The sequence below is a fragment of the Sporofaciens sp. St.21A7 genome (assembly GCF_059728535.1).
Map to the genome: position 1 here is coordinate 1,166,274 of NZ_BAAGFN010000001.1, position 24,503 is coordinate 1,190,776.

The 24,503-nt window shown below is 42.8% G+C and carries 22 protein-coding genes; 16 read left to right on the forward strand and 6 right to left on the reverse strand.

Going from position 1 to position 24,503, the window contains the following annotated elements; genetic code table 11:
* The first annotated feature begins 58 nt into the window (after window positions 1-58).
* The 13 genes from AC6I3O_RS05925 (at window position 59) to AC6I3O_RS05985 (ending at window position 13,454) form a co-directional block, all read left to right on the forward strand.
* On the forward strand, window positions 59-1,918 hold the full coding sequence (locus AC6I3O_RS05925) for a DUF5696 domain-containing protein (protein WP_497850067.1): 1,860 nt from the start codon (window positions 59-61) through the stop codon (window positions 1,916-1,918).
* A gap of 228 nt (window positions 1,919-2,146) precedes the next feature.
* On the forward strand, window positions 2,147-2,860 hold the full coding sequence (locus AC6I3O_RS05930; RefSeq protein ID WP_497850068.1) for a LytR/AlgR family response regulator transcription factor: 714 nt from the start codon (window positions 2,147-2,149) through the stop codon (window positions 2,858-2,860).
* Between the two features lie 122 nt (window positions 2,861-2,982).
* Window positions 2,983-4,176: an ATP-binding protein gene (locus AC6I3O_RS05935; RefSeq protein WP_497850069.1), complete on the forward strand. Its 1,194-nt coding sequence runs from the start codon at window positions 2,983-2,985 to the stop codon at window positions 4,174-4,176.
* A 29-nt stretch (window positions 4,177-4,205) separates the two neighbouring features.
* On the forward strand, window positions 4,206-4,337 hold the full coding sequence (locus AC6I3O_RS05940; protein WP_497850070.1) for a hypothetical protein: 132 nt from the start codon (window positions 4,206-4,208) through the stop codon (window positions 4,335-4,337).
* Window positions 4,338-4,405: 68 nt separating this feature from the next.
* A complete protein-coding gene (gene lanM / locus AC6I3O_RS05945) occupies window positions 4,406-7,174 on the forward strand; it encodes a type 2 lanthipeptide synthetase LanM (protein WP_497850071.1) in 2,769 nt (922 codons plus the stop codon).
* 177 nt (window positions 7,175-7,351) lie between these two features.
* Window positions 7,352-8,731, forward strand: a complete 1,380-nt coding sequence (locus AC6I3O_RS05950; protein ID WP_497850072.1) for a hypothetical protein — start codon at window positions 7,352-7,354, stop codon at window positions 8,729-8,731.
* A gap of 96 nt (window positions 8,732-8,827) precedes the next feature.
* Window positions 8,828-9,892, forward strand: coding sequence for a hypothetical protein (locus AC6I3O_RS05955; protein ID WP_497850073.1), 1,065 nt, complete (start codon window positions 8,828-8,830; stop codon window positions 9,890-9,892).
* Between the two features lie 191 nt (window positions 9,893-10,083).
* Window positions 10,084-10,503 (forward strand): hypothetical protein, encoded by a 420-nt coding sequence (locus tag AC6I3O_RS05960; RefSeq protein ID WP_497850074.1) that lies wholly within the window; start codon window positions 10,084-10,086, stop codon window positions 10,501-10,503.
* 30 nt (window positions 10,504-10,533) lie between these two features.
* A complete protein-coding gene (locus AC6I3O_RS05965) occupies window positions 10,534-11,835 on the forward strand; it encodes a hypothetical protein (protein WP_497850075.1) in 1,302 nt (433 codons plus the stop codon).
* 53 nt (window positions 11,836-11,888) lie between these two features.
* Window positions 11,889-12,404, forward strand: a complete 516-nt coding sequence (locus AC6I3O_RS05970; protein ID WP_497850076.1) for a GNAT family N-acetyltransferase — start codon at window positions 11,889-11,891, stop codon at window positions 12,402-12,404.
* 96 nt (window positions 12,405-12,500) lie between these two features.
* On the forward strand, window positions 12,501-13,037 hold the full coding sequence (locus tag AC6I3O_RS05975) for an AAA family ATPase (RefSeq protein ID WP_497850077.1): 537 nt from the start codon (window positions 12,501-12,503) through the stop codon (window positions 13,035-13,037).
* 92 nt (window positions 13,038-13,129) lie between these two features.
* On the forward strand, window positions 13,130-13,282 hold the full coding sequence (locus AC6I3O_RS05980; protein ID WP_497850078.1) for a hypothetical protein: 153 nt from the start codon (window positions 13,130-13,132) through the stop codon (window positions 13,280-13,282).
* Window positions 13,275-13,454: a hypothetical protein gene (locus AC6I3O_RS05985; protein WP_497850079.1), complete on the forward strand. Its 180-nt coding sequence runs from the start codon at window positions 13,275-13,277 to the stop codon at window positions 13,452-13,454. Before AC6I3O_RS05980 ends, AC6I3O_RS05985 begins: the two co-directional genes overlap by 8 nt.
* A gap of 153 nt (window positions 13,455-13,607) precedes the next feature.
* On the opposite strand, the gene AC6I3O_RS05990 is transcribed toward AC6I3O_RS05985, so the two are convergent.
* Window positions 13,608-14,045, reverse strand: a complete 438-nt coding sequence (locus AC6I3O_RS05990; protein WP_497850080.1) for a hypothetical protein — start codon at window positions 14,043-14,045, stop codon at window positions 13,608-13,610.
* 408 nt (window positions 14,046-14,453) lie between these two features.
* On the opposite strand from AC6I3O_RS05990, the gene AC6I3O_RS05995 reads away from it, so the two are divergent.
* On the forward strand, window positions 14,454-15,503 hold the full coding sequence (locus tag AC6I3O_RS05995; protein WP_497850081.1) for an ATP-binding protein: 1,050 nt from the start codon (window positions 14,454-14,456) through the stop codon (window positions 15,501-15,503).
* 48 nt (window positions 15,504-15,551) lie between these two features.
* Here the strand turns inward: AC6I3O_RS05995 and AC6I3O_RS06000 are convergent, their stop codons facing one another.
* Genes AC6I3O_RS06000 through AC6I3O_RS06010 form a run of 3 tightly spaced genes read right to left on the reverse strand, consistent with a single transcriptional unit; the run spans window position 15,552 to window position 17,944 of the window.
* Complete coding sequence (locus tag AC6I3O_RS06000; RefSeq protein WP_497850082.1) at window positions 15,552-16,328, reverse strand: ABC transporter permease; 777 nt, start codon at window positions 16,326-16,328, stop codon at window positions 15,552-15,554.
* 6 nt (window positions 16,329-16,334) lie between these two features.
* On the reverse strand, window positions 16,335-17,138 hold the full coding sequence (locus AC6I3O_RS06005; protein ID WP_497850083.1) for an ABC transporter permease: 804 nt from the start codon (window positions 17,136-17,138) through the stop codon (window positions 16,335-16,337).
* A 17-nt stretch (window positions 17,139-17,155) separates the two neighbouring features.
* Window positions 17,156-17,944: an ABC transporter ATP-binding protein gene (locus tag AC6I3O_RS06010; RefSeq protein ID WP_497850084.1), complete on the reverse strand. Its 789-nt coding sequence runs from the start codon at window positions 17,942-17,944 to the stop codon at window positions 17,156-17,158.
* 288 nt (window positions 17,945-18,232) lie between these two features.
* On the opposite strand from AC6I3O_RS06010, the gene AC6I3O_RS06015 reads away from it, so the two are divergent.
* Together AC6I3O_RS06015 and AC6I3O_RS06020 are read left to right on the forward strand one after the other, a co-directional pair.
* Window positions 18,233-19,522, forward strand: a complete 1,290-nt coding sequence (locus AC6I3O_RS06015; protein WP_497850085.1) for an ATP-binding protein — start codon at window positions 18,233-18,235, stop codon at window positions 19,520-19,522.
* Window positions 19,523-19,637: 115 nt separating this feature from the next.
* Window positions 19,638-20,822, forward strand: a complete 1,185-nt coding sequence (locus AC6I3O_RS06020; protein WP_497850086.1) for an MFS transporter — start codon at window positions 19,638-19,640, stop codon at window positions 20,820-20,822.
* A gap of 47 nt (window positions 20,823-20,869) precedes the next feature.
* Here AC6I3O_RS06020 and AC6I3O_RS06025 read toward each other — a convergent pair whose 3' ends face one another.
* A complete protein-coding gene (locus AC6I3O_RS06025) occupies window positions 20,870-22,618 on the reverse strand; it encodes an ABC transporter ATP-binding protein (protein WP_497850087.1) in 1,749 nt (582 codons plus the stop codon).
* Entirely contained in the window at window positions 22,593-24,419 is a 1,827-nt protein-coding gene (locus AC6I3O_RS06030) for an ABC transporter ATP-binding protein (protein ID WP_497850088.1), read from the reverse strand. The genes AC6I3O_RS06025 and AC6I3O_RS06030 overlap by 26 nt, the downstream gene beginning before the upstream one ends.
* Window positions 24,420-24,503: the final 84 nt, after the last annotated feature.

Sequence of the window (24,503 nt, forward strand, 5' to 3'; positions counted from 1 at the left end):
AGGGAAAACGTAAGAGTTTTCTGGGAAAAGTGTGTGTGGATAAGGAGAGGAAATCAAGATGAATGATATGAAAGTATACTATCAGAATACGGAGCTGTGTTTTGATAAGGACACCCTTGCAATCAGCATTACCAGCAATGGAAAGCCGTGGAAGACGGCAGAGGAGTACCGTCCCTGCTTCTATTTCCGTGATGAGAAGGTTTATTTTGAAAATGCAGAAAAGAAAGAACATTTTGTCTGGAAAACAGGAGTCGGGGTTGGAATCCGGACGGTGTTCACTGGCTTTGGCAACTGTGAGGGGCTGGATGAATTTTGCTTCCAGACGGTGGTTTGGGTGGAGTATGCCACGCAGGATATCTTTTTTGAGCTGACGCCCCTGAAAGAGACGGATGCGCTGGTGGGCGAGTTTTTCTGGCCGGGGCAGATGGAATTTGCAAAGAAAGACTCCAGGTGGTATACGGTGGTGAATAACCGTCAGGGACTACTGATACCCAACGACTGGCCGTATGCGGTGGATAAGATGGTATTTGACGGACAGATGTGCAGCGCGGGTGCGTTTATGCCATGGTTCGGACAGGTGCGCCCCGAGTCAGCGTATATCGGGATTGTCTGCGACCCTTGGGATGCAGGGTATCAGGTCAGCCACCCGGCAGGAGGGGATTACTGCCATGTGTCGGTGCGGTGGCTGCCAAGCCTTGGGAAGCTGGCATATAAGCGGACGATGAAGTACCGTTTCCTCAAGGATGGGGATTATAACGATTTGTGTAAGGTGTACCGGGAGTATGCGAAAGAGAAGGCGCTCCTTGTGACGCTGAAAGAGAAGGCGGCGAGGAATCCGCTGGTGGATAAGTTTATCGGTTCGGCGGTGGTACATACTGGGATCAAGGAGCATATTTCAAAGGATTCGTACTATTATGATAAGGAAAATCCACAGAAGAATGATTCTCTGGTCACATTTGCGCAGCGGGAAGCCCAGATGCGCAAATTAAAAGAAGCAGGGCTTGACAAGGTGTACCTGCACCTGGACGGGTGGGGGAATCCCGGGTACGATAACCAGCATCCGGACTATCTTCCTGCGTGTGAAGCGGCAGGAGGATGGAAGGGGATGAAGTTCCTTTCTGACAGTATGGAAGAGATGGGCTATATTTTTGCAATCCATGACCAGTACCGGGATTATTATTTTGACGCCAAGACCTACGACCCGGAGTTTTCCATGGTATCGCCGGAGGGGAAGAAGCCGGAGTTTTCCCGGTGGGCCGGAGGGTGGCAGACCTATATCTGCGCCAGCCAGTCGCCTCTCTACCTCAGGCGGAACTTTATGGAGCTGTTCAGGCAGGGAATCCATCTTGAGGGGACGTATCTGGATGTGTTTACATGTAATGAGGCGGACGAATGTGCGCACCCGTGGCATAGGATGACCAGAAAGGAATGTATTGAGTTCCGGAAGAATTGCTTTGATTTCCTAAATGCCAATAATATCCTGCCCAGTTCTGAGGAGGCTGTGGACTGGGCTGTTCCAAGCCTTGTTACGGCGCATTATGGCCCGTATACGTTTATGCTGGAAAAGGACGGGGCAAAGCTTGGCGTGCCTGTGCCGTTGTTTAATCTGGTCTATCATGACTGTATCGTGCTGCCATGGTTTCTGGATTCGGACAAGCCGGAGGAGGATTATATGCTGTATGCGCTGCTGAACGGCGGGGCGGCGTATCTGGACTGTGAGCTTGACGGGGAAGAATTGGAGCGGGCGGTTTCCAGGTATCGGACGGTGGCAGAACTTCAGGAGAAGGTGGCTTACTGCGAGATGGTGCGGCATGAATTCTTGGATGATGGTTATAAGAAGCAGAAGACTGTTTTTGCTGACGGGACGGAAGTTGTGGTTGATTTGGAGGCAGGGACGTATGAGATTTCCTGCGGGTAAAGCGTAAGGCTGATGAGATGGGAGACAGAAGCTTTGGAGAGCGGATGTCTCCCTTTTGTGTAAGAAATATTAATTTGAGGTCAAAATTTAAGAGTTCGGGGTCAGATGTTTGAAAGCGGCGGATGATATGTTATACTCTATTGGGAGTAGTCCACCCGCCCCGTCAGGGGCATGCATCACGGTGTGCCCTTGGGGATACTTATGTGTTATAAATGAGGGATATATGATATGGTTGAAATCGTGGTATTAGATGATGATATATGTTGTATTGAAGCTATTAAAGATATTTCGAGGAGGCATTTTGAGCATGTGGATGAGGAGTACGAGCTGAGATGCCATACGGATACAGAAGAATTCTTAAATGAGATGAAGGAACGGGATTGTGATATTATTTTGCTGGACATGGAGCTTCCGGGGACAAGTGGATTGGAAGTCGGAAGCAAGGTAAAGCTGTGTCAGCCGGATGCAGTTCTCATTTTTATTACGAATTATGTAGAATATGCAGTGGCGGCTTATGAGGTGAATGCGTTTCGGTACATACCTAAGATTATGATGGAGGAAAAACTGCCGGAAGCATATACTGTCCTGACAAATGAGATGAAATTGAAGGAAAAAAGATATTTTATTGTGATGAACGGCTCGAATCTGGAAAAGATACCGGAGGATCATATCCTGTATATAATCAAAGAAAAGAAATATATACGCATCGTACATAAGGGAGGCGAAAGCAAGGTCCGCATGACGATGAATGAAGCATATGAGCAGTTGAATCCAGCCAATTTTGTAAAAATCGACAGAAGTTATGTCGCCAGTCTAAAGCATATTATGTCGCTAAGAGACCATCAGGTGAAGATGAGGGACGGGGCGTTCCTACCGGTAAGCCAGCCCCAGCTAAGGAATGTGAAGAATAGGGTTAAAGAGTATTGGAGTATAAAGAGATGATTCAGGCTGTCTATATAGCAATCAGCTTTTGCAAGATTATTTTGGGCGTACTCATATTTTATCGCATATTTCCGGAGAAGAGGTGGAACGGGAAAGGCGTTCTGTGGCTTGGAGGAGGGGTGATGGTTGTCCTGGCGGCAGCCCAGGCATGGGACTCTTGCCATGGGTTTATACCGACGATTCAAATTTTTATAAACGGCATTTTGAATGCATTTTTAATGAAGATTTTCTTACGCTGTGAATTTCAAATCGCCTTATTGTGGAATTGGGGGTATGATATTATTTACTCATTGCCAAAAGTTCCATTGATGATTATCAGAGGTGTTTGGCTTGAGAAGAATGTGGAATATGTAAATGTGCAGGGGGGACGTGTATGGTCGGAAACGATATTATGTGTTCTTTTGGTTTGTGTGATATGCTTTCTGTATTACAGGTATTTGGAACAATTAACTTTTTTAATGAAGCAAATGACGAAAAGTATACAAAGAAGGAATTTCCTTTTGGTGATAGAAATTGTTATAATGGAACTACTTCGTACTATGCTATTTCTGGGAATTGTACGATTTGTTCCAGAGGATATTATAACGGGTATAATGACTGTCGTTGTAACATTAATAATGTTTTTGGTATACGTATTGTATGTATATAGTAAAACAGAACAAATAAATATGGCGTTGCGGCATGAACAGCTTGCAAAGGAGAATAAAATTATTACAAAGTATTGCAGAGAGGATGCCAAAAGGCTTCATGATTTGAAGCATACATTGATATATCTACAGGGATGTTTGGAAGAGGAGAATTATGTATGCGCACAGGAATGTGTTGAAGAGCATTTAAACGAAGTAAAAATCTTGCAAAGACATACATGGACGGGGTTTGCAGAAATAGATCTTATTTTAGATTATAAAATCCAACAGATGAGGCAGTATGAAATTCAGTTTTTGGCAGATATAGAGATTTATAGCTTACCTGTAAAAGGGGAGGACTTTATGATCATTTTAGGTAATTTATTGGATAATTCCATAGAAGCTGCAATGGAGTGTGGAGCAACGGAACGCCGAATACATCTTTTTATAAAAAATGTAAATGAAATGTTTCTTATGAAAATTGGAAATTCCTGTGTGAAAAAATTAAATGAAAATGGGATAGGAAGACTAAGGACGACCAAAAAAGACCGACTCCTGCACGGTTGGGGGATGGAGAATGTACGGGAAATTGTAAAAATGGTCGGTGGTGAGTTCCGTTATGTCTGTAATGAGAATTGGTTTGAAGTTGAAGTAAGCATGCTAAGGAAAGTAGGAAAAAAGAAGCTGTAATATAGATTATTTTAGCAGAGGTATAGTAAATGATGCAAGAAGAAAAATTGGAAGCAGTTTTGTATGAGCTTGAGCAGGCAGAAAAGTTGGAACAAGGGGAAAGTATGGACAATCTTATAACAAGTGGAGAGGGCGGCTATTTAACACTGCTATGCTGTTAGGATTGAACAGATAGTTCTTTTTGATATTTTGTGGCAAGGTAGAATATATAGATATGTGGAAGAGGATATTGGGTGAAGAAATATACAGTGAGATTGACTTTACAGAATGTGAACGTTTGAAGGAGATACTTTGGGAAAGGCGTGATATCCATTTATATCAAATATATGAGCGTACGCATAACTATTACGGCGGAAAAATACCAGAAATGAATTTTGAAAATTTCTACCGTTTCTTTATTCAGGTGGCGCTAGAGTATGCAGGGAATGGAGAATTAAGAAGACTACTGGTAATAGATGAAGAACGTAAGAGAGTAATTTCAGACAACATACTGGCAGGGATTGCAAATATTCCGGTAAGATGTCTTATTGAAGACATTGGGAAATGTAGGGAAGAAAAGAAATTATCCGGAAAAAACGAACGAGAAGAATATGAAAGCTATGAAGAGCATTTCCTAAAACGACCTTCCTATATAAAGATGCTGTGCAGAAACTATCCAGAAATGTTGCGCCTCCTTTTGTTACGGATTAGTCAAATTCTTGCCGAAATACAGCGTATCTGTAAGATGTTGAAGGAAAAGAATAGCAGCATACAGATAAATGATATCAAAATGGGACTCTCAGATTCCCATACACGAGGCGAAACAGCGGCAAAAATATTGTTGGACAATGAAAGATGGGTTATATATAAATCGCGGAGCTTACAGAAAGATCGTATATACCAGAATATATATGGCTGGTTTTGCGGGAAGCTAAAATTAAGCAGCAGGGAGCGAGAAATCCTTTCTAATAGAGAATGTGGAATAGACGCATATATTGAGCAGAAGCCTTGTGTACGTGAAGAAGAGATAAAGAGATATTTTTACAGATTGGGAATCCAGCTATTTATCTGCTATCTTTCAGGCACGTCAGATCTGCACAGGGAAAATATAATTGCGGACGGCGAATACCCAGAGCTTATAGATTTAGAAACAATGCCAGGAGCAGGGAAAGATTCTGTTATGGAAACAGGAATGCTGCCAGTGTCTTGCTGGGGGAATACGCCTATTGGGCTGCCTGTTATTTCCAATCCGAAAACATCTAATATCAAGCTGGATTACAGGCAAAGAGAAGTTTCCGCACAGGACAATATTTTGCTTTGTAACGGAAGATGGATGGCGGAGGAGATTTGTATCGGTTTTGAGGACGCCTATCGTACGGCGCTGGGTGAGAGAGAAGCAATAAACATGCTCTTTGAACCGCTATATAGGGAGAAAAGCAGATATTTATTTCGCCATACGCAGCAGTATAGTATGTATCTGGAGACGTCCTTTTCGCCGTATTTTATGAAAGATACAATAAATAGAATTCTTTTGCTTCATGTACTGAAAAAGAAGAAAACGGAAGATAAACAGTATAGAAGAGTATTTGCCTATGAGATAGAAGCAATGATGGATATGGAAATACCTGTTTATCATTTTAATGGGAAAAGTACGTATCTAAAAGACGGGCATGGAGCAAAGTATGGAAGCTTTTTTGTGCAAAGCGCGTACGAAGATTTTCAAAAAAAGGTGGACATGTTATCATTTACAGATTTGAAAAGACAGCAGATGTTGATTCGATTATCAGCGGAATGCGGACTCCCGTATGGAGATGAGAACCGATACATATCCACAGATTTTGTAAAAAGAGATAATGATTGTGAAGCTGAAAAGAATGTGCTGCTTAGAATTATAAGGCATATATTAGATATCCAGCCGAAGTGTGATGGAAAATATATGTGGACATGTCTGAAATTTTCTGGTAAGGACTTTAGAATAGAACAGGCAGGAATGAATCTGTATGATGGAGTTCCGGGAATGGCGGTCTTGTTTGCATCTGTGTTAGCAGTATGTAGAACCGGGGAGTATGAAAGGGTGTATCGGGATCTGATAGAGGAGATGTTCCATTACACGGATGGGTACACGAAGGAGAAGGGAAAAAATACCTTATGCGGAACAGGAATGTTTGAAGGAGAAGGCTCAATAGTATTTGCTTATATTATCTTATATCGAATAACCGGTAAGAAAGTTTTTTTGCAGTATGCAAGGAAACATGCAGGGATTGTTCAGAAAATTTGTAGACAGGATAGCCGTTATGATTTGATTTCAGGAAACAGCGGATGGATTGTTGTGTTGCTTCAACTGTTTCGGTTGACAGGTGAAGAACAGTATCTTTCTTTTGCGGTCGAAGCAGGGGGGGAGATATTGTGGGATGAGCGGACTGAGTCAGAAAAAATCTGCGGATGGCTGTGTGCATCGGAGAAGTTACCGCTTTCGGGCATGGCGCATGGGAACAGTGGAGGAATACTGGCATATGGACAGTTGTTAAGGAATACTGGTAATAAGACGTATATAGACAGGATTGTAAGGTTGCTGAACTATGAGAATTCTTTGTTTTCAGAAGAGTGCGGCGCATGGGAGGATATACGTAGGCAGAAAATGAAGGGCAGTAAATCTGATTCATGGTGCCACGGCGGGAGCGGAATTTTGTTGTCGCGTATTAGTCTGTTGAAATTGGATGATTTCAGGGAAGATGAAGATGTCCGCCGAGATATAGAAAGAGGATTTGCATGCCTGATGAGGTGGAGAAATGAGGGCGATAGTTGTATTTGCCATGGGATTGCAGGAAAATATATGATTTTGGAGATATGTGCAAGAGCGCTTGGCAGGAAAGAATTGAGAGAAGAGAGCCTGAAAGCAAAAAAATGGTTACTGGAGTTGGAACAGGTGCCTGTATGGGAATATTATCATGCGTCTGTTATGTCAGGTATTGGGGGAATAGGGCTTGTTTTGTGCTGGAATCTTTTGGAAAGAAATTAAGGTCAGAAAATTGGAGATTAAGCCTATGTGTAGAAAATCAGCCTAAAGTGTGTTATAAAGTAAATGGGAATAGCGCTGTTCTGAAAAAGTATCAAATTTTTTATAATATGGTGCATATAATAATTAAGAAACTTGAAGGAAAGTCAAATATAAAAATTATAGGAGGGAGGTGATTGAATGTATATTGGGAAAATGGGAAGCAATAGCTACTTGAACCGGATAGGTTTAAACCATTCAGGAAGGAATCAGAATTCCACATTTTTGAAATGGAATCAGTCGTTCACTCGCCGGGATTCCGTGATGATAAGTTCCGGTACTGCACAAAACAAATGTGAATCTGGCATATATAGACCGAACGGAAATAGTATGCGCGTAATCGAGCCTGTTGAATATACCTATGTCGTCCCGGACGAAAGACTGCGCACGTATGAAATTATCCCTCCATCGGAACGCACTTCGTATACGGAAAAAGATGCTTTATTGGATCAGTATATGAAACAGTTTCGTATCAATGGACGTATTGAAGGCGATAAATTTGTATGGGATTCCTCAAAACCGGCAGGAATTTGTCTGGCAAGCCAGGTAAGTGAAGCTGAATTGGAGCGTTTTCGTCAGGAATTAAATGAAAAGGGGTTAGGCGACGAGATAGACTGGCGCGGCGTAGAATCGGATTTTGTGCAGATGAACGTTGGGTTTGACAATATTGAACGCCTTGAAACAAAAGCGGATTTTCTCGCTTCAAGATATGCAGTTTTGAAGGACAGGATTGAGAAACAATACACTGGCGACGAGCAAAAGCAGGAAATGCAAAAGCTGGAGGAGATTTACTCCAAAGAAAAAGAGCGAATGGCGGATTCCTATGGAGACACGATAGGGAAGTTTTATGAGGGCCTGGGACAGACGGGCGTTTCGGAAGAGATGAGAAACAGTGTTTTGGCAATGATAGATAAGAAAGCCGCTGCTTATGGAGATTATCTTGCACAAACCGATCTCTATACCTTAATGGACGAAGTCCACCCGCCTGCAGGGCATGAATTACAGTGTGCCCTTGGGTCTATCCAATTAGACGGTTCCTCGGATCAATGGCTGAAACAGGACGATGCATATATGGCAGCGCGGCTGAGGGAAAGCTTCTTGGCATCCAAGGAAGGGCAGGGATTCGGAAAACAGGAATCCAATGAGCAGGCGCTATATGATATAAAGGATTTATCTTTTGCCGGAGTCTATGCAAAATCGCTTACCGGGCAGTTGAAACGACCGGACATGGTATGGAGTACGTCGAAGAGCGATTCCGAGTTAGGGTCATTTTTTGCAAATCAGAGAGTTGCTGAGCAAAGGAAGATAGAGAGCGCAGATATCAGCAGTAAATTAGCGGATATGCTTCATAAGACATACGAGCCGTTTATGGAGAAGTTCATGGATGCGCTGGATCAAACCCTTGATGAGAATAAGGCACTTGTAAACGAGAAACCATGGATATGCGGGCTGGTAAGGACTAGCCATATTAATCGAAATCTTGTGTATGCGTCATATCAGTCTGAAATTTCCGATAGATAAAAGTATTGGAAATAAAATTTTATATAAAAATTTATATGCTTTAAGGATGAAAAGGATTATGAAAAAATAAATAAAATTATTAGTATGTTATGTGTTATGGCATTTACAGTTAGTTGTTTTTCAATGAATATTTTTGCTTCGACAGATGTTTCTGAAATTGAGGCAAAAGGAGAGCAAGATGTTGGAATTCAGGCAATATCCACTGAGGTGAATGGAAATGTACCTGAGCAGGAATTTTTTGATTTAGAAAATTTGCCGCAGGGAGAGCATTTAGACTCTACACTTTCTGGTGTTCCCAGTAATGCGCTTAACAGTAGAGAAATTTGGGCGATTCAAGATCCTGTTTTTGTTGGGAATGGCACTTTAACAGACTCATATGATATTTATGTGGTTACATTGACGGCAAAGCAGCTCGCGTTTCTTAAACTGGAATCCGTTAACCCTAATTTAATGGCTATATTATATTATGTTAAAGATGGCGTATTGGATGAGCCATCGAATTGGGGAGTTGTAGCAAACTCCGGAAGCAGCTACGCTAATATTCCAGAAGGTCAATATGCGATTGTGATAGGTTCATCTACAGGTAAAGAAGTTGGCGACTATACATTGATGTGGAATTGCGCCAATCCGTCTGGGGCTTCAAGTATTATTAACTGTACAGATAATCTTGCCAGAGTCGTTCTTTACTACGACGATTCAACTATTCTCAGTAATGGAAAGAATGTTCTTAAAGGGTTAACCTGGGAAGAAGATGAGACATGGCAGATGCCATTAGGATATACTGGACGTAGTATGAGTATTACGCTTGCGGATAAAGATGGTGTTCGTGGTGTATATCTAGGCTCTTTTTCTAGTAGCGCTCCTTACTCGGCGCCGAATGCGCTTTTAATAGAAGTTAACCGGGGAGCTTGGTTATATATGAATAGCTATTTTAGAAATGATAATGGCGATGTGACTCATATTATGGATTGGTATGACCCATCTGGATTAAAAACTCCAAGAACTTTTGGCGAGGGAGAGATGGATTTTTCATATGGTCCTAGTTACATTGTTGTTAATCTGGATACATTTGAGGTTTGCGAATTTTTAAGTGCGTTTAATTATCATTATACAAAAGAAGGTGGACGTACGTTTTCGTTGACAAATTTAAGAAGATTGTAAAAAGTAATGAACTAATGGGGGAATCGTTTAGCGATTCCCCCATTGAATATTTGACAAAAAGCGAAGAATGAGATATTCTAAAATCAGACTATTGTGGTTTGGCGAATTTTTCATTCTATATGATATGTAGTTTCCCGGTATACAGAATGAAAAATTAATTGGCTTGATTCCTTGCGCATATGGAGAAGAAAATGGGAAAAATTAGAAGTATCATTTTAATAGGAATATTCCTGATAATTCTTATATATTTATGTACTTCCACTGATATTTCGGGGCAAAAAGAGATGATAGATATAGCGTATATCCCAGCTAAAATTTTCATTAAGGAATATACATTCGATGATATCTCAGATGATAGTTGGAATGGGCAGCATTTGAGGGATATATATGGAGTAGTTTTGGAAATATTAGACGAAGACGAGATTGTGATACAAACTTTAGGTGATGAGGAATCGGTGGTTACAGTGAAAGGAGTTAAGTTTAAATCAGTTATAAAGAATGCCCAAGTTGCCGATAAAATAAAAGTAACGTATTTGGTGAGAGGGGGAGAGGGAAACATTCCAAGTACCATTTATATGGGACAATACGGAGAAATTCTATTGTTAAAATAGTAGTTAGGAACGATATTAGGAGGTGATTGAATGTATATTGGGAAAATAGGAAGCAATAGCTACCTGAACCGGATAGGTTTAAACCATTCAGGAAGGAATCAGAATTCCACATTATTGAAATGGAATCAGTCGTTCACTCGCCGGGATTCTGTGATGATAAGTTCCGGTATTGCACAAAACAAATGTGAATCTGGCATATATAGACCGAACGGAAATAGTATGCGCGTAATCGAGCCTGTTGAATACACCTATGTGGTCCCGGACGAAAGACTGCGCACGTATGAAATTATCCCCCCATCGGAACGCACTTCGTACACGGAAAAAGACGCTTTATTGGATCAGTATATGAAACAGTTTCGTATCAATGGACGTATTGAAGGCGATAAATTTGTATGGGATTCCTCAAAACCGGCAGGAATTTGTCTGGCAAGCCAGGTAAGTGAAGCTGAATTGGAGCGTTTTCGTCAGGAATTAAATGAAAAGGGATTAGGCGACGAGATAGACTGGAGCGGCGTAGAATCGGATTTTGTGCAGATGAACGTTGGGTTTGACAATATTGAACGCCTTGAAACAAAAGCGGATTTTCTCGCTTCACGGTATGCAGTTTTGAAGGACAGGATTGAGAAACAATACACTGGCGACGAGCAAAAGCAGGAAATGCAAAAGCTGGAGGAAATTTACTCCAAAGAAAAAGAGCGAATGGCGGATTCCTATGGAGACACGATAGGGAAGTTTTATGAGGGCCTGGGACAGACGGGCGTTTCGGAAGAGATGAAAAACAGTGTTTTGGCAATGATAGATAAGAAAGCCGCTGCTTATGAAGAGCATCTGGCGCAAACTGATTATATCCAATTAGACGGCTCCTCGGATCAATGGCTGAAACAGGACGATGCATATATGGCGGCACGGCTGAGGGAAAGCTTCTTGGCATCCAAGGAAGGGCAGGGATTCGGAAAACAGGAATCCAATGAGCAGGCGTTATATGATATAAAGGATTTATCTTTTGCCGGAGTCTATGCAAAATCGCTTACCGGGCAGTTGAAACGACCGGACATGGTATGGAGTACGTCGAAGAGCGATTCCGAGTTAGGGTCATTTTTTGCAAATCAGAGAGTTGCTGAGCAAAGGAAGATAGAGAGCGCAGATATCAGCAGTAAATTAGCGGATATGCTTCATAAGACATACGAGCCGTTTATGGAGAAGTTCATGGATGCGCTGGATCAAACCCTTGATGAGAATAAGGCACTTGTAAACGAGAAACCATGGATATGCGGGCTGGTAAGGACTAGCCATATTAATCGAAATCTTGTGTATGCGTCCTATCAGTCTTGAAATTGAATTGTTAAGGGGCTGTTGCAAAATGTGAGACAGGGCGGTAAATGAAGATGATACTTGAAACAGAGAGATTGTATTTAAGAGAAATGAACCAGAATGATTTCGGCTCTTTGTGCAAAATTTTACAAGACGAAAAAGCGATGTATGCCTACGAAGGTGCATTTAGCGATGCGGAAGTTCAGGAGTGGCTGGACCGGCAGATTGCGCGTTATCAAAAATGGGGATTCGGCCTATGGGCAGTCATTTTGAAGGAAACGAATGAGATGATTGGGCAATGCGGGCTTACGATGCAGCCATGGAAAGAAACGGAAGTGCTTGAAATCGGATATCTCTTCCAACGTCTGTACTGGCATAACGGCTATGCCATAGAAGCTGCAAGAGCCTGTAAAAAATATGCGTTTGAGAAACTGGATGCGAAAGAGGTCTGCTCAATCATCAGGGATACGAATACAGCTTCTCAGAATGTTGCCGTCAGAAATGGCATGGCTGCGGCAGATAGGTGGACGAAACACTACCGGGGGGCGGATATGCCTCATGACCGTTATGTGGTGAAACGAGAAATATAGTTTTTTGCGAAAAGGAATAAAAAATGCAAATATAGGAAAAATAATTGAAATAGGATGTTGCCTGTGTTAAAATGAAGTCCATGGAGGATTGGGACTATGGAGAGTATTGTAAGATTATCTTCTTTAAAGATTTCTAATATTAAAAATGTTAGAAATGGACAGATTATTATGCCATATACATGCAAAAAGCAGTTGTCCTATAAGGAGGCGGAGGTGCTGGGATTGTATGGCCAGAATGGTTCCGGGAAAACCACAGTGATTGACACGCTGTACTATTTACAGAGAATCATGACAGGCAATACGCTGGATACGGAAATTGCAGATTACATCGATGTGAATGGCAGTCAGGCAGAGGTTATGGCTGATTTCAATATTTTTTCAGAAAAAGTTACGTATGAAACAAGTTATAAGATTGTTATACAGAAAAACGGCAAGGAGGCAGAGATTGTCCGTGAAACGTTAAGCTGTGCGGTAAATAGAGATGGTTCCAGAAGCAATAAGACCGTATTTATGGATTATCAACGATCGGATAGGGAGAATGTGTTTGCCCCGAAAAAGAGGCTGGATGAGGTTATAGAAGCCAATCTATTGAATAAAATGGATTTAATGGTAGCCAGAAAGATGGCGGGTTAATATTTACATCCCATAATCTACGGGCTTTGGAGATGCTGGACAAAGATAGTATTATGTTTTCTACGGCAAATCCAGATAGAAGATACATCCGGATGAAAAATATAAAACCGTCAAACAATCTCAGGGATACTTATATTAGAGGTCTTACGCTTGGAGGCCAGGATGAAGTGATTTATGAGGAAACAGATAGTTTGAGAATCGCGCGTGCATTTAGAAAGGCTGGTAGGGCGACACGGCATGAGTGAAAAGAAAGTAGTTGCATTTATAGTGGAAGGGACAAGTGATGAAGCTGCGCTTGGCTCTGTTATGAAAGAGTACTTTTCTAGTAATGAGGTGCAGTTTGTGGTTGTGCATGGCGATATTACTCTGAAAGATTATGTCTCAGGGGACGTATCAAAAGACTTGGGATTATATTGAAAAGGAGAGGAATTCTTTGAACAGACATACCAATATGCATCTGATATTTGGGTAAGGTCAACGTCTGTACTGGCATGTTTGAATACAAAAGAAGAGAAAGGGGTTGTCGGAAATGAGGTTTTCACAAGATTTTCCGACGCCCCTTTGCTTTATTTAGGCAATCCTCTGTAATAGGATGGATGCGTGATTGACAGCCTGGTTGTCAATCCCTGTTCCGGCAAGGTAGTCTTCAGTGGATGACTTATTGCGCAGCGTGACGATTGACCCGGCGGCAATCGAAGTGATGAACATGCCGGTTAACTCTGTGCGTTCCGCAGTCACAAGCCCGTCGGAGTAAGTCCCAAAGAATGACAATGGGTTTTCCAGTCCGTTAATCGCTACGGCATAAGCCACATTCAACGCTTGGGTGGCAGGACGGAGCAGCAGGGAATAGTCTATCCGGTAGATACCGCCTGTGTTTACGATAATTTCCGGAGTATTTGGAACAAATGAAAAATCTCCGGATTGAAATGCAAGCAGGAAATTGATTTCTCCCTCCGGAGGAATGGTCTGGAACCCGCCTTGCATGACTGCATTAAAATAAGCGGGCAAAACTCCAGGCCCGGCGGGCCCTTGGGGCCCGACGTCGCCTTGGGGTCCCATAGGCCCTTGAGGCCCGGCATCACCCTGAGGCCCCATAGGTCCCATGGGCCCGGCATCACCCTGGGGTCCCATAGTCCCTTGAGGCCCGACATCGCCCTGAGGTCCCATAGGTCCGACGTGTCCAGGACAGCAACAGTTACAACATAATCTATTATTCATTCTATTTAACCCTTCTGTTTTATGGTCTTATTTTATTTCATTTTATGCATCTTATGCTTGTTTGTGCCTTAGGGTTTTGCTGAATGAGGCTGCAAGAATTGTAACATTGGGGGAAGTGGTTGAATAAAGTTATAAAAAGTTATATAATAAATTATAAGTTATAAAAAGTTATAAAGATTTATAAAGAAGGTGATACAGTTGCATAATCCATTTACACTGTCGTTTGGAAAAAAACCGGTACAATACATTTCGCGGATAGCGCAGACAAATCAGATTATAGATAACTTTAATGCGGAGAGTTCTCCGAATCAGATATATATGCTTACAGGTGTAAGAGGTTCCGGAAAGACGGTCATGATGTCTAATATTGCCGATGCAATGCGGGAAGAAGGGAACTGGATTGTGATAGAATTAAATCCCATGCGGGATCTGCTGCAAAGTCTGGCTGCTAAGTTATATAGCATTCCGGAAATGCATGCAAGATTTTTAAAAGCCAGATTAGATTTTTCGGCTTTTGGGCTGGGAATGTCCATCGAGAACGCGGCCCCTGTTACGGATATTGAAAATGTTATTGAACGGATGTTAGAACAGGTGAAACAGTCTGGGAAAAGATTGCTGATTACGGTTGACGAGGTGACAAACTCGGAATATATAAGGATTTTTGCAAGCTCTTTTCAGATTTTTCTGAGACGTGGCTTCCCAATTTATCTGCTCATGACCGGATTATATGAGAATATATATGATTTACAAAATGAAGATTCCCTCACATTCTTATACAGGGCGCCTAAGCTTACGCTGGAACCTTTGAATTATACGGCTGTGCGAAAGAATTATATGGATATCTTTCAGTTAGATTTGGATACCGCGGAGAAAATGGCTGTTTTGATAAAGGGATATCCTTTCGCATTTCAGGTATTGGGATATCTTTATTGGGAAAACCGAGAAAAAGACCTTAACGAAATTCTACCGGAGTACGATCAATATTTGGATGAGTATGTATACGGCAAGATTTGGTCAGAACTTTCAGAATGGGACAAAAAGATATTGGCAGAGATTTCGGTAAGCGGAGAATGCAAGGTGAAGTGTCTCAGGGAGCGGCTGGGTATGAAATCGGAGTTGTTTTCCGTATACCGTGAGAGGCTGAAAAGGAAAGGTGTGGCTGATACCAGGGAATATGGAAAGATTCGTTTGGCGCTGCCAAGATTTGATGAATTTGTAAAGATGCAGATTATTTCGGTAGATTTGTAAAAAGAGGCAGGTATTTTCAACTGCCCCCATTTAAATCGTAAAACAGCCCTAAGACCCGCTGGATTTATAGTGTCTTACCCCGAACCGCCATAATAGGAGTGCCGGAACGATAAACCAGCAGGCAAGTATCGGTAAGAACATCAGGAAGATCTCCGTCCTTCGCCCAAGGATATACAGCAGGGGATAATACTGTACCAGCGCATATGGGATACAGAATGTCGCAAAGATAAGGATTCCATTCCCATATACTCCCACCGGATATTTGCCGAATTCTCTTGCGCCGTCCGTGAATATATTCATGAATTCCAATCCGTCCAGCGTAAAGAAGCATAATGCCGCATAAATCAGAAACAGGGCAGTGAAGACCACAGTTCCCCCAGCCAGCATAAAGACGACGGTAAGGAGTTTAGTAACGCTCCATGTAATCTCACTTTTTGCAATCCCATAGATAAACATCACGACTGCCTGCATCATCCTTCCAATACGTGTGAGTTCAAATTTGCTGCCTAATACCTGAATAATTTCATTCCGGGGACGAACCAGTATACGGTCGAACTCCCCGGTCTTTACCAAGCCGGAGAACTGGTCGAACCCTCTGGCGAACATTTCTGCAAGAGAAAATTCCATCAGCATGATTGCAAAACATAACAGCACTTCGCTGTAGGTAAAACCCTCTACTTTAGAAAATCTTTGGAACATAAAAAATATTCCCAGAAATATGGTAAATGACACCAGAAATTGCCCGATTGCCGTCAGTAAAAACGAAGCCTTATACTGCATCGTACATCGGATATTGATCGATACATAATGGAAATAAAGCCGCATTGTATTTCAACCTCCTTGTACAGTAACACGTTTCTGTGCCGCAAGGCAGAGCAGCTTCCCGATTGCCGTGACGGTCACAAGCCAGAAGAGCTGTAGGAAGATTGCCTTTTGGATTTCCGGAACTGTCATGCTCCCGCTATAGATGCGCAGCGGGACGTTCTGAGTAGCCGCAAAAGGCAAGAGTTCCATGAACTCCCGCATTTTCTCCGGAAAAAATGGAAGTGGGATGATTCCACCGCTGAAAAAGTCTGTCAGTGTGATGAATATCATCTGTAGTCCTTGGGGCGAAATGGTGAAAAACGCCAGTATGTAGATTAGGACACAGAAGGATACCGTCATTGCCAGTCCCAGAATTAAGGCTGCCAGAAACAGAATGAAGTGCCGCCGGCTTGCGGGCGGTACGATTCCATAGGGGCTTGGGAGGAATGCGGCGACCACAAGGATAGGGAAACATCTTAAAACGGCTTTCGACAGGCGAGTTGCTGCGCTGCGGGAAAACCACATATTGTAGATACTGAGCGGGCGGCATAGTTCGTATACGACGTTTCCGTTCACGATGGAGCTGAAGATTTCCTGTTCCATCAACCATGGCGCGAACAGGGCAAGAAACGCCTGCTGCAGCCAGACGTACGACGCCGTGGCAGAAAAGCTCATGGGAAAGGCTCCCGGGTCGGCGCGGTAAAATGCACGGAAGACCATGATTTCCATAAATCCCCATGCAAACTGGGTCACAACCCCGGCAAGGGCGGCGGCGCGGTATTGGAGCCCCATTGAAAATCTTAACCGGAAAAAGGATAGGTATTTCTTCATTCTTCATATCCCCTTTCCTAAATGTCATAGGAGCGGTACAGCTCCGCCACCGTCTCGTCGATACTTTCGCCGCCTTTTTTGATATCGTCGATTGTGCCGTCCAGCAGAAGCCGTCCCTTGCCGATGAGGATAATGCGGTTTGTCAGGGCTTCGATGTCTTGCATATCGTGGGTGGTGAGAATCACGGTAGTTTTATGGTTTTGATTCTGTTGTAAAATAAAGTCGCGGACTGCCAATTTGGACACTGCGTCAAGCCCGATGGTCGGTTCGTCCAGAAATAGAATGCGCGGGCGGTGCAGCAGGGAAGCGGCAATTTCACAGCGCATCCGCTGCCCGAGGGAGAGCTGCCTTGTTGGGGAGCGCAGAAGTTCCTTTAAGTTCAGTAATTCTGTCAGTTCTTCGAGACTCTTCCTATATTGGGAATCCGGGATAGAATAGATGTCTTTCAGTAATTCAAAAGAATCAATGACGGGGACATCCCACCATAACTGGGAACGCTGCCCGAACACGACGCCGATTTCCCGGACGTGCCGGATGCGGTTTTTATGGGGGATACGCCCGTCCACAAGGACGGTTCCGCTGTCAGGGGTCAATATTCCGCTTAGAATTTTGATTGTGGAGCTTTTTCCGGCTCCATTAGGACCGATGTAGCCCACCATCTCGCCGTCGCCGATGGTGAAGGATACGTCGCTTAGGGCATGAATGAGTTCATGCTCCCTGTGAAAGAGCGCTTTACAGGCAGCGCCAAAGCCTGCGTTTCTTTTTGCAATCTTGTACGATTTGCATACGTGTTCCATCGTAATCATTCTTGCTTCCTCCTGGTAGTTATATTTTCATATCTTGCCAAGCCGGTCTGGTTTTGTTGGATTTTGCCAACTGGTTACCGAACGATATGATTATATCATGTAAAGAATAGCGGGTAAAGTGGTAGTTGATAAAATTACCACCGACAGGTTTGGCGGTTGACGAAAAGTCAGGTTTGTGCGTATAATATTCGTAATAATATAAAGAAAAAGTGTAGATATTTACGTTAAAATGGGCAGAAAAAATGTTTAAATCAAGAATTAAATGAGCAGAAAATGGAGGGCGATTGGATGGAACGCTATGCTATGCAGGAGTTGCTTTTGTGGAAACAAAAAGAGAACCGAAAACCAATGCTTTTAAAAGGCGCCAGACAGGTGGGGAAGACGTGGCTGATGAAGGAGTTTGGGAGACTGCATTTCAAAAAAACAGCATATATTACATTTTATAATAACCAGAGGATGAAAAGGGTATTTGATGATGATTACGATATCCATCGGATTATTATGAGCATTAATGTTGAGGCTAAGCTGGAAGCCACCCCTGAGGATACGCTGATTATTTTTGATGAGATTCAGGAAGCGCCGCGCGCTCTTGAGGCTTTGAAGTATTTCTGTGAAAATGCTCCGGAGTATGCTGTGATTGCCGCAGGCTCGCTGCTTGGAGTTGCTATTCACGGAGGAGTTTCGTTCCCGGTAGGGAAGGTGGATACGCTGGAACTACATCCCATGGATTATCGGGAATTTTTGGAAGCGATGGGTGAAAAAGCGTTGGCGGATCTGATTCCTGTGAAAGACTATGGTCTGATGGGGAATTTCCGTGATAAATATATATTCTGGCTGAAGAATTATTATTTTGTCGGAGGGATGCCGGAGGTCGTGCAGTTTTTCAGTGAGCACAAAGATTATGCTGGAGTGCGCAGGTTACAGACAGCCATCTTAGGACAGTACGAAGCCGATTTCGGCAAGCATGCATCCGGAGGGGAGCTTGCGCGAATCCGGATGGTCTGGAATTCTATTCCCATGCAGCTGGCGAAGGAGAATAAGAAGTTCTTCTTTGGGCAGATCAGGCAGGGGGCAAGGATGAAAGATTTTGAGATTGCGATAGAGTGGCTGTTGGACTGTGGTCTGATTAAAAAGGTATACCGGGTAAATAAACCGGCTATGCCGCTGAAAGCATATATTGATTTTAGTGCATTTAAGTTATTTATCGTAGATGTAGGTCTGCTGGGGGCTTTGAGTGAATTGGATGCAGAATCTATTCTGGAAGGAAGCGATATTTTTACAGAATTTAAGGGCGCGTTATCTGAACAGTATGTGATGCAGCAGATTGTGTCGTCTGCAAAGTATACGCCTTATTATTATGCGGGCAGTAAGTCAACCTATGAGATGGATTTTATGATTCAGAAAGGGAAGAAGATTGTACCCGTGGAGGTAAAGGCAGAGGAAAACTTACGGGCGCAGAGTTTAAAAGCCTATTGTAAGAAGTTTGAGCCGGAATATGCGGTGCGAATTTCCATGTCCGATTACAGAGAGCAGGAGTGGATGGTGAATTTGCCATTGTATGCGGTTGAAAATATTTAATATAACTATAGTACATGTTCGCATAAACAATAGAGGGTTTACTTTTTGTGAGATACATTTTATTGTGGAAACGGATATTATAGATTTGAATGAGAAATAGAAAGAAGGATGAGAGATGGAAAGGAAACTGTTCCGCAAATCAATGAGTAAAAATGTGCCGGTTATGTTTGCTATTTTTTTCTTATATTTTATGATATCAGATAGTATAGATATCGTAATCCCTTTATATTTTAAAAAACTTGATATTAATATGGGGCTATACGGCGGATTGCTGTCCTTCACGAAAATCATGCGGGCGCTTGTCATCATTCCGATTTCCCTGTGGTCAATAAAAAAGAAGATGAATTGCCTGAAAATATGGCTGCTTGTGGATATGGCGGTTATGCTCATATTTTTGAACCGCCTTCCTACATTTATTGTATTAGCAGGACTTTCGATGATAATCATTACAACCAGCGTATTGAATGTTATTTTAAATCCCCTTCTTGGAAAAGAGGCAGGAAAAGAGCATGTAGGAAAGGTCTTTGGAATCCGGGATGTTTTCCTGTACGCAGGGTGTTTTCTGGGGTTGTTTATCGTAGGCATTATAAAGGGAATCAGCGATAGTACCAATGCAATATGGATATTTTATTTCTGTATTTTTGCCGTTATATATGTTACCGTAAGCTATATTGATAAAAAAGTCCGGAAGAAAGCAGAAGACCGGGACGAAGAGGAAACACCGGAAAAGCAAGAAAAAGGAAAACATACAGGCGTAAGCAAGGAGTTGGTTTTTTATCTTGCCGTTACCTTTATTCTGGGAATCGGGGCAGAATGCGCAGAGTATGTGCCCCTTGTGGCAAAGGACATTGGGATTCAGGAAAACAGTATATTTTTTCTGTTTTCTACATCTACAGTGATAACGTCGGCGCTGGCAATTGTAGGTGGAATGATTGTAGATAAATATAATAAAAAGAGGATGTTTCAGTTGGACATTGTTATTTTTATTATCATAGCATGTATGTATTGCAGTTCTAATGTTTACATATTTACTTTCGCTGTCATATTTGGAGGTCTTGCCTCCATACTGAATAATGCGGCGAACTCTTATGTGTTTGTGAATTTTACGGACGAAGAGGTGGACAAATTCTGGGGGATGATTGGCAGTGTGAGTCTGGTATCTTCCAGTATAGGAGCTTTGTTAGGCGGGGTGGCGTATGAGATTGGCAATAAATTGCCGTTTATACTGGGGATTGCAATTCATGTTTTAGGGCTTCTTTTGTCCGTGCGCATGAAAAACACGGAAGCAGGCGCAAAATAGATGCTGTATTTTGCGCCCACTTTAATGTCTTTGTCAAGCATACAATGCTAACTGTAATGTTCCGCCTGAATATTGAAAAGTTCCTGATACCGCCCTTTCTTCGCCAGAAGTTTCTCATGGGTGTCAAAATCTGCGACTGTCCCGTTCTCAATCACGAGAATCCGGTCAGCCAGAACCGAGGAGGACATCCGGTGGGAGATATAGATGACCATGCTTTCCCCCGCTAATGCATCGAAGGTCTGGTAGAATTCTGCTTCTGCATAAGGGTCCATTGCCGAGGTAGGTTCGTCCAAAATTTTCAAACTGCTTCTTTTATTCAGCATTCTTGCCAGAGCCAGTTTTTGTTCCTCCCCGCCTGAGAATTCAACGCCGTCCTCATCATATACTTTCGAGTAAATGCTTTTCGCACCTTGGGGCAGCGCCTCCACTTTGTCTTTCAGGTTTACTTTCCGGAGTATCTCCAGAATATCCTGCCCGTTGGCGTTCACATCGGCGACATTTTCCTCCACACTGACTGCAAACAGGCGGAAATCCTGAAACAGTGTGGATATCTGTGCTATGTATGACGAATACTGGTAGTTGTTGATTGGCTGGTTGTTTACCAGAATTTCCCCTTCGTTTGGCTGGTATAGCCTGCATAAAAGCTTAACGATCGTTGTTTTGCCCGCTCCATTAAGCCCTACGATGGATATTTTTTCCCTTTTATGGATGGCAAAGGATACATCCTTTAACACGGCGTTGGAGCTGTTGGGATAGGTGAATGTCACGTTCCGGAATTCAAGGGTTTCTATGTTCCCCAATTCAAGCGTACCGTCGGAAATCTCTTCTTTTAGCTCCATAAGCTCAATCATTGGTTCGGCATATTTCAGGAACATATAGAACCGCATGACATTTTCGATACATTCGGATACCGTATTGAGAAATGTGATTCCAAGCGTGGCATAGAAGCTGAATGAGGATACCGTAAGTTTCAGCTTCATCGTTTTACGGAATACGGAGAAATAAATCCCTATCATGGAGATATATTTGACTGTCTCCACAATTCCCTGAATTAGGATAACTTTTTTGCGATACCAGTCAAAATACTGTGTCAGTTTGCCTGAGAACTGTCCGAATTTTTCAAGCAGTAATTTTCCGACTGTGTAAAACCGATAATCCTTGCCATATTCCTTGGATAACAGTGTATCCAAATAGTATACATATTTGCGGTCGATTTCTACGCTTTTCTCAAAAAAATCCTGTTCAATGTGTACAAATATCATATAGAAAATAATATTCAAAACCGCCGCGCCTGCCAGAATGATAAATACTATCCGATCAAAATGGATTAGGATTCCGGATATGCTGGCGAGGACGAATACATTCTGTATAAATCCGAATCCCCGCCGGAAGACGGAATCTATACAGCCTTCTTCTTTGATGCAGAATTTTGCTCTTTTGACCAAATCAAGATAATAAGGGTTTTCAAGATATTCGTAAGGTATGCGGCAAATCTTATCAAATATAATGTGATCCAGCCTTTCTTTCATCCGTTCCTGATTGGTTTCATATAGATAATCTGAAAATCTTTTTAACAGATAAATCCCTGTCCCTGCCAGTACCCAGACAATAATTCCTGCGACCCCGTCCTTTAGCCGCCTGGACTCTAAGCATTTGATGATAAGCGATACAAACATTGCGATGTAAAATGCCTGTGCAGCATAGACGAGGCAGCGGAATAGGACGACCCCAAACATTTTCCGGTATGCCTGATATGCAATGCGGATAAATTTAATCAGTATTCTCCCTAATGCCATTGTTTTCCTTTCCTTTTCTATAATATTTTCCCTGGGTTATGAACATGTTGTAATATTTTCCCCTTTTCTCCATCAGTTCTTCGTGTGTCCCTGCTTCTTCTATGCCCTCTGGGGACAGGAGGTAAATCCGGTCACAGAATTTGGTGCTGGATAGGCGATGGGAGATGAAGATTACCGTTTTCGCCATTGCGGCTTGGCTGAATAGTTCATAGACTTCCATCTCTGCCAAAGCGTCTAAGGCGGAGGTGGGCTCGTCCATGATATACAGGTCAGCTTCCTTGTACAATGCCCTTGCAATGGCGGTTTTCTGCGCCTCTCCGCCGGATATTTCGATGCCGTTTTCGTCGATGATTTTCAGCAGGGAGGTGTCATACCGCCGGGGAAGGGTTTCGATCTTTTTATCCAGATTCATTGCTTTCAGGCATTGGACTGCACGTTCCCGGCTGGTTGTGTCTTCCGTATAGCCTGTGACGTTTTCAAGGATGCTGGCGGCGTAAATGTTGATATCCTGATATACGACAGAGACTTTCCGGTAGTAGATGTCTTTATCGATGGTGTTGATATTTACCCCGTTTATCAGGACTTCCCCTGCGGTTGCGTCGAACAGCCGGGTGAGCAGTTTGATGATGGTGCTTTTCCCTGCGCCGTTGATTCCCACGAATGCAATCTTTTCACCGGGAGCGATTTGGAAGTTGATATTGTTCAACACCAGTTTTTCGGATGTTGGGTAGCGGAAGGATACATGTGAGAACTGGATTGTCCCGATATGCCCTCCGGGAAGGTCTTTGCCGTTGTGTTGGCTGATGTAGCTCTTGTCGTCTATCAGGTCGAAGTAATGGGAGCTGTAGACAGCGTGCTGTATCAATTCCACCCGTTTGTCGGAAGCGGAATCCAAAGCCTGATTCAGGGCGATCGTCATTCCAAGATATAGCGTTACCTGGCTCAGGTCGATGTTCCCAGAGTAATACTCGAATGCCAGTATCAGGCAGACGCTCAGATTGCGTGTACATACCAGCAGTTCGTTCAGGAAACCGAGATTCCGTTTCCGGCGGAAGATGCCTTGCTGGTTGCAGACATATTCTTCGGATTTTGAGACGAATTTTTTCTTTAGCATACCGGAAAGTGTGAAGATTCGGATGTCTTTTCCATAAGAAAAATCGTAGCCTATTTCGGAAAAATAGCTTTTTTGTTTATTCAGTTTTGCTCTTGCCGGTTCGTTTTTTTCAATGCTTGCTGCGATGCAGGCGTTGAGTTTTCCACTGAGATATACCGATAGCAGACAGATACATATGATGCCAATGTGGAAACGGAGTAGGGATGCGCCGCACAGGATAAAGGTTGCCACATATTTTCCCATATCAATCAGAGCCATGTATGTGCCGTAGAATCCATCGTAGCCGCCTAACGCGTCGATGGCGCTCTGATTTTTGGTAGAAAAGGCAGCGTCTTCTAAGTGGTGATAATCGATTTGCTGATACCATTTCTGATATTTTTGCAGTTCGTCGCGGCGTAGTTCTACTAAACGCATTTCAAGGATGTTGTCGCACAGGATTCCAATGAGTCCTGCTAACAGTATTGCTGCAAATATACACGCGATTGCGTATGCGTTTTGGTTCCCTGTATTGCCTGTACACATCCATGATACGAAGATTTTGGGGATTACGGCTAACAGGGTTGGTTTGATGCCGGCGCACAGCATGGCTGCCAGCATACATAAGTATAAATAGTTTTTGTTTGCTTCTTTTAAAATTTTGAGTTCCCGTAAGATAACGGGGAGTACTTTTTTCCCACTTTTCAACATGGCTTTCCTCGGTTGTTTTCCTTATCTTGTATGTTTCTAATTGCGGATTTTTTCCATCTCTTTTTTGAGATGTTCGATTTCAGC

What these genes read in the sequence shown, in the direction of transcription:
- AC6I3O_RS05925 (WP_497850067.1), top strand. Translation starts at nt 59, where the DNA reads ATGAATGATATGAAAGTATACTATCAGAATACGGAGCTGTGTTTTGAT.
- AC6I3O_RS05930 (WP_497850068.1), top strand. Translation starts at nt 2,147, where the DNA reads ATGGTTGAAATCGTGGTATTAGATGATGATATATGTTGTATTGAAGCT.
- AC6I3O_RS05935 (WP_497850069.1), top strand. Translation starts at nt 2,983, where the DNA reads ATGGTTGTCCTGGCGGCAGCCCAGGCATGGGACTCTTGCCATGGGTTT.
- AC6I3O_RS05940 (WP_497850070.1), top strand. Translation starts at nt 4,206, where the DNA reads ATGATGCAAGAAGAAAAATTGGAAGCAGTTTTGTATGAGCTTGAGCAG.
- AC6I3O_RS05950 (WP_497850072.1), top strand. Translation starts at nt 7,352, where the DNA reads ATGTATATTGGGAAAATGGGAAGCAATAGCTACTTGAACCGGATAGGT.
- AC6I3O_RS05955 (WP_497850073.1), top strand. Translation starts at nt 8,828, where the DNA reads ATGGCATTTACAGTTAGTTGTTTTTCAATGAATATTTTTGCTTCGACA.
- AC6I3O_RS05960 (WP_497850074.1), top strand. Translation starts at nt 10,084, where the DNA reads ATGGGAAAAATTAGAAGTATCATTTTAATAGGAATATTCCTGATAATT.
- AC6I3O_RS05965 (WP_497850075.1), top strand. Translation starts at nt 10,534, where the DNA reads ATGTATATTGGGAAAATAGGAAGCAATAGCTACCTGAACCGGATAGGT.
- AC6I3O_RS05970 (WP_497850076.1), top strand. Translation starts at nt 11,889, where the DNA reads ATGATACTTGAAACAGAGAGATTGTATTTAAGAGAAATGAACCAGAAT.
- AC6I3O_RS05975 (WP_497850077.1), top strand. Translation starts at nt 12,501, where the DNA reads ATGGAGAGTATTGTAAGATTATCTTCTTTAAAGATTTCTAATATTAAA.
- AC6I3O_RS05980 (WP_497850078.1), top strand. Translation starts at nt 13,130, where the DNA reads ATGAAAAATATAAAACCGTCAAACAATCTCAGGGATACTTATATTAGA.
- AC6I3O_RS05985 (WP_497850079.1), top strand. Translation starts at nt 13,275, where the DNA reads ATGAGTGAAAAGAAAGTAGTTGCATTTATAGTGGAAGGGACAAGTGAT.
- AC6I3O_RS06000 (WP_497850082.1), bottom strand. Translation starts at nt 16,328, where the DNA reads ATGCGGCTTTATTTCCATTATGTATCGATCAATATCCGATGTACGATG.
- AC6I3O_RS06005 (WP_497850083.1), bottom strand. Translation starts at nt 17,138, where the DNA reads ATGAAGAAATACCTATCCTTTTTCCGGTTAAGATTTTCAATGGGGCTC.
- AC6I3O_RS06010 (WP_497850084.1), bottom strand. Translation starts at nt 17,944, where the DNA reads ATGATTACGATGGAACACGTATGCAAATCGTACAAGATTGCAAAAAGA.
- AC6I3O_RS06015 (WP_497850085.1), top strand. Translation starts at nt 18,233, where the DNA reads ATGGAACGCTATGCTATGCAGGAGTTGCTTTTGTGGAAACAAAAAGAG.
- AC6I3O_RS06020 (WP_497850086.1), top strand. Translation starts at nt 19,638, where the DNA reads ATGGAAAGGAAACTGTTCCGCAAATCAATGAGTAAAAATGTGCCGGTT.
- AC6I3O_RS06025 (WP_497850087.1), bottom strand. Translation starts at nt 22,618, where the DNA reads ATGGCATTAGGGAGAATACTGATTAAATTTATCCGCATTGCATATCAG.
- AC6I3O_RS06030 (WP_497850088.1), bottom strand. Translation starts at nt 24,419, where the DNA reads ATGTTGAAAAGTGGGAAAAAAGTACTCCCCGTTATCTTACGGGAACTC.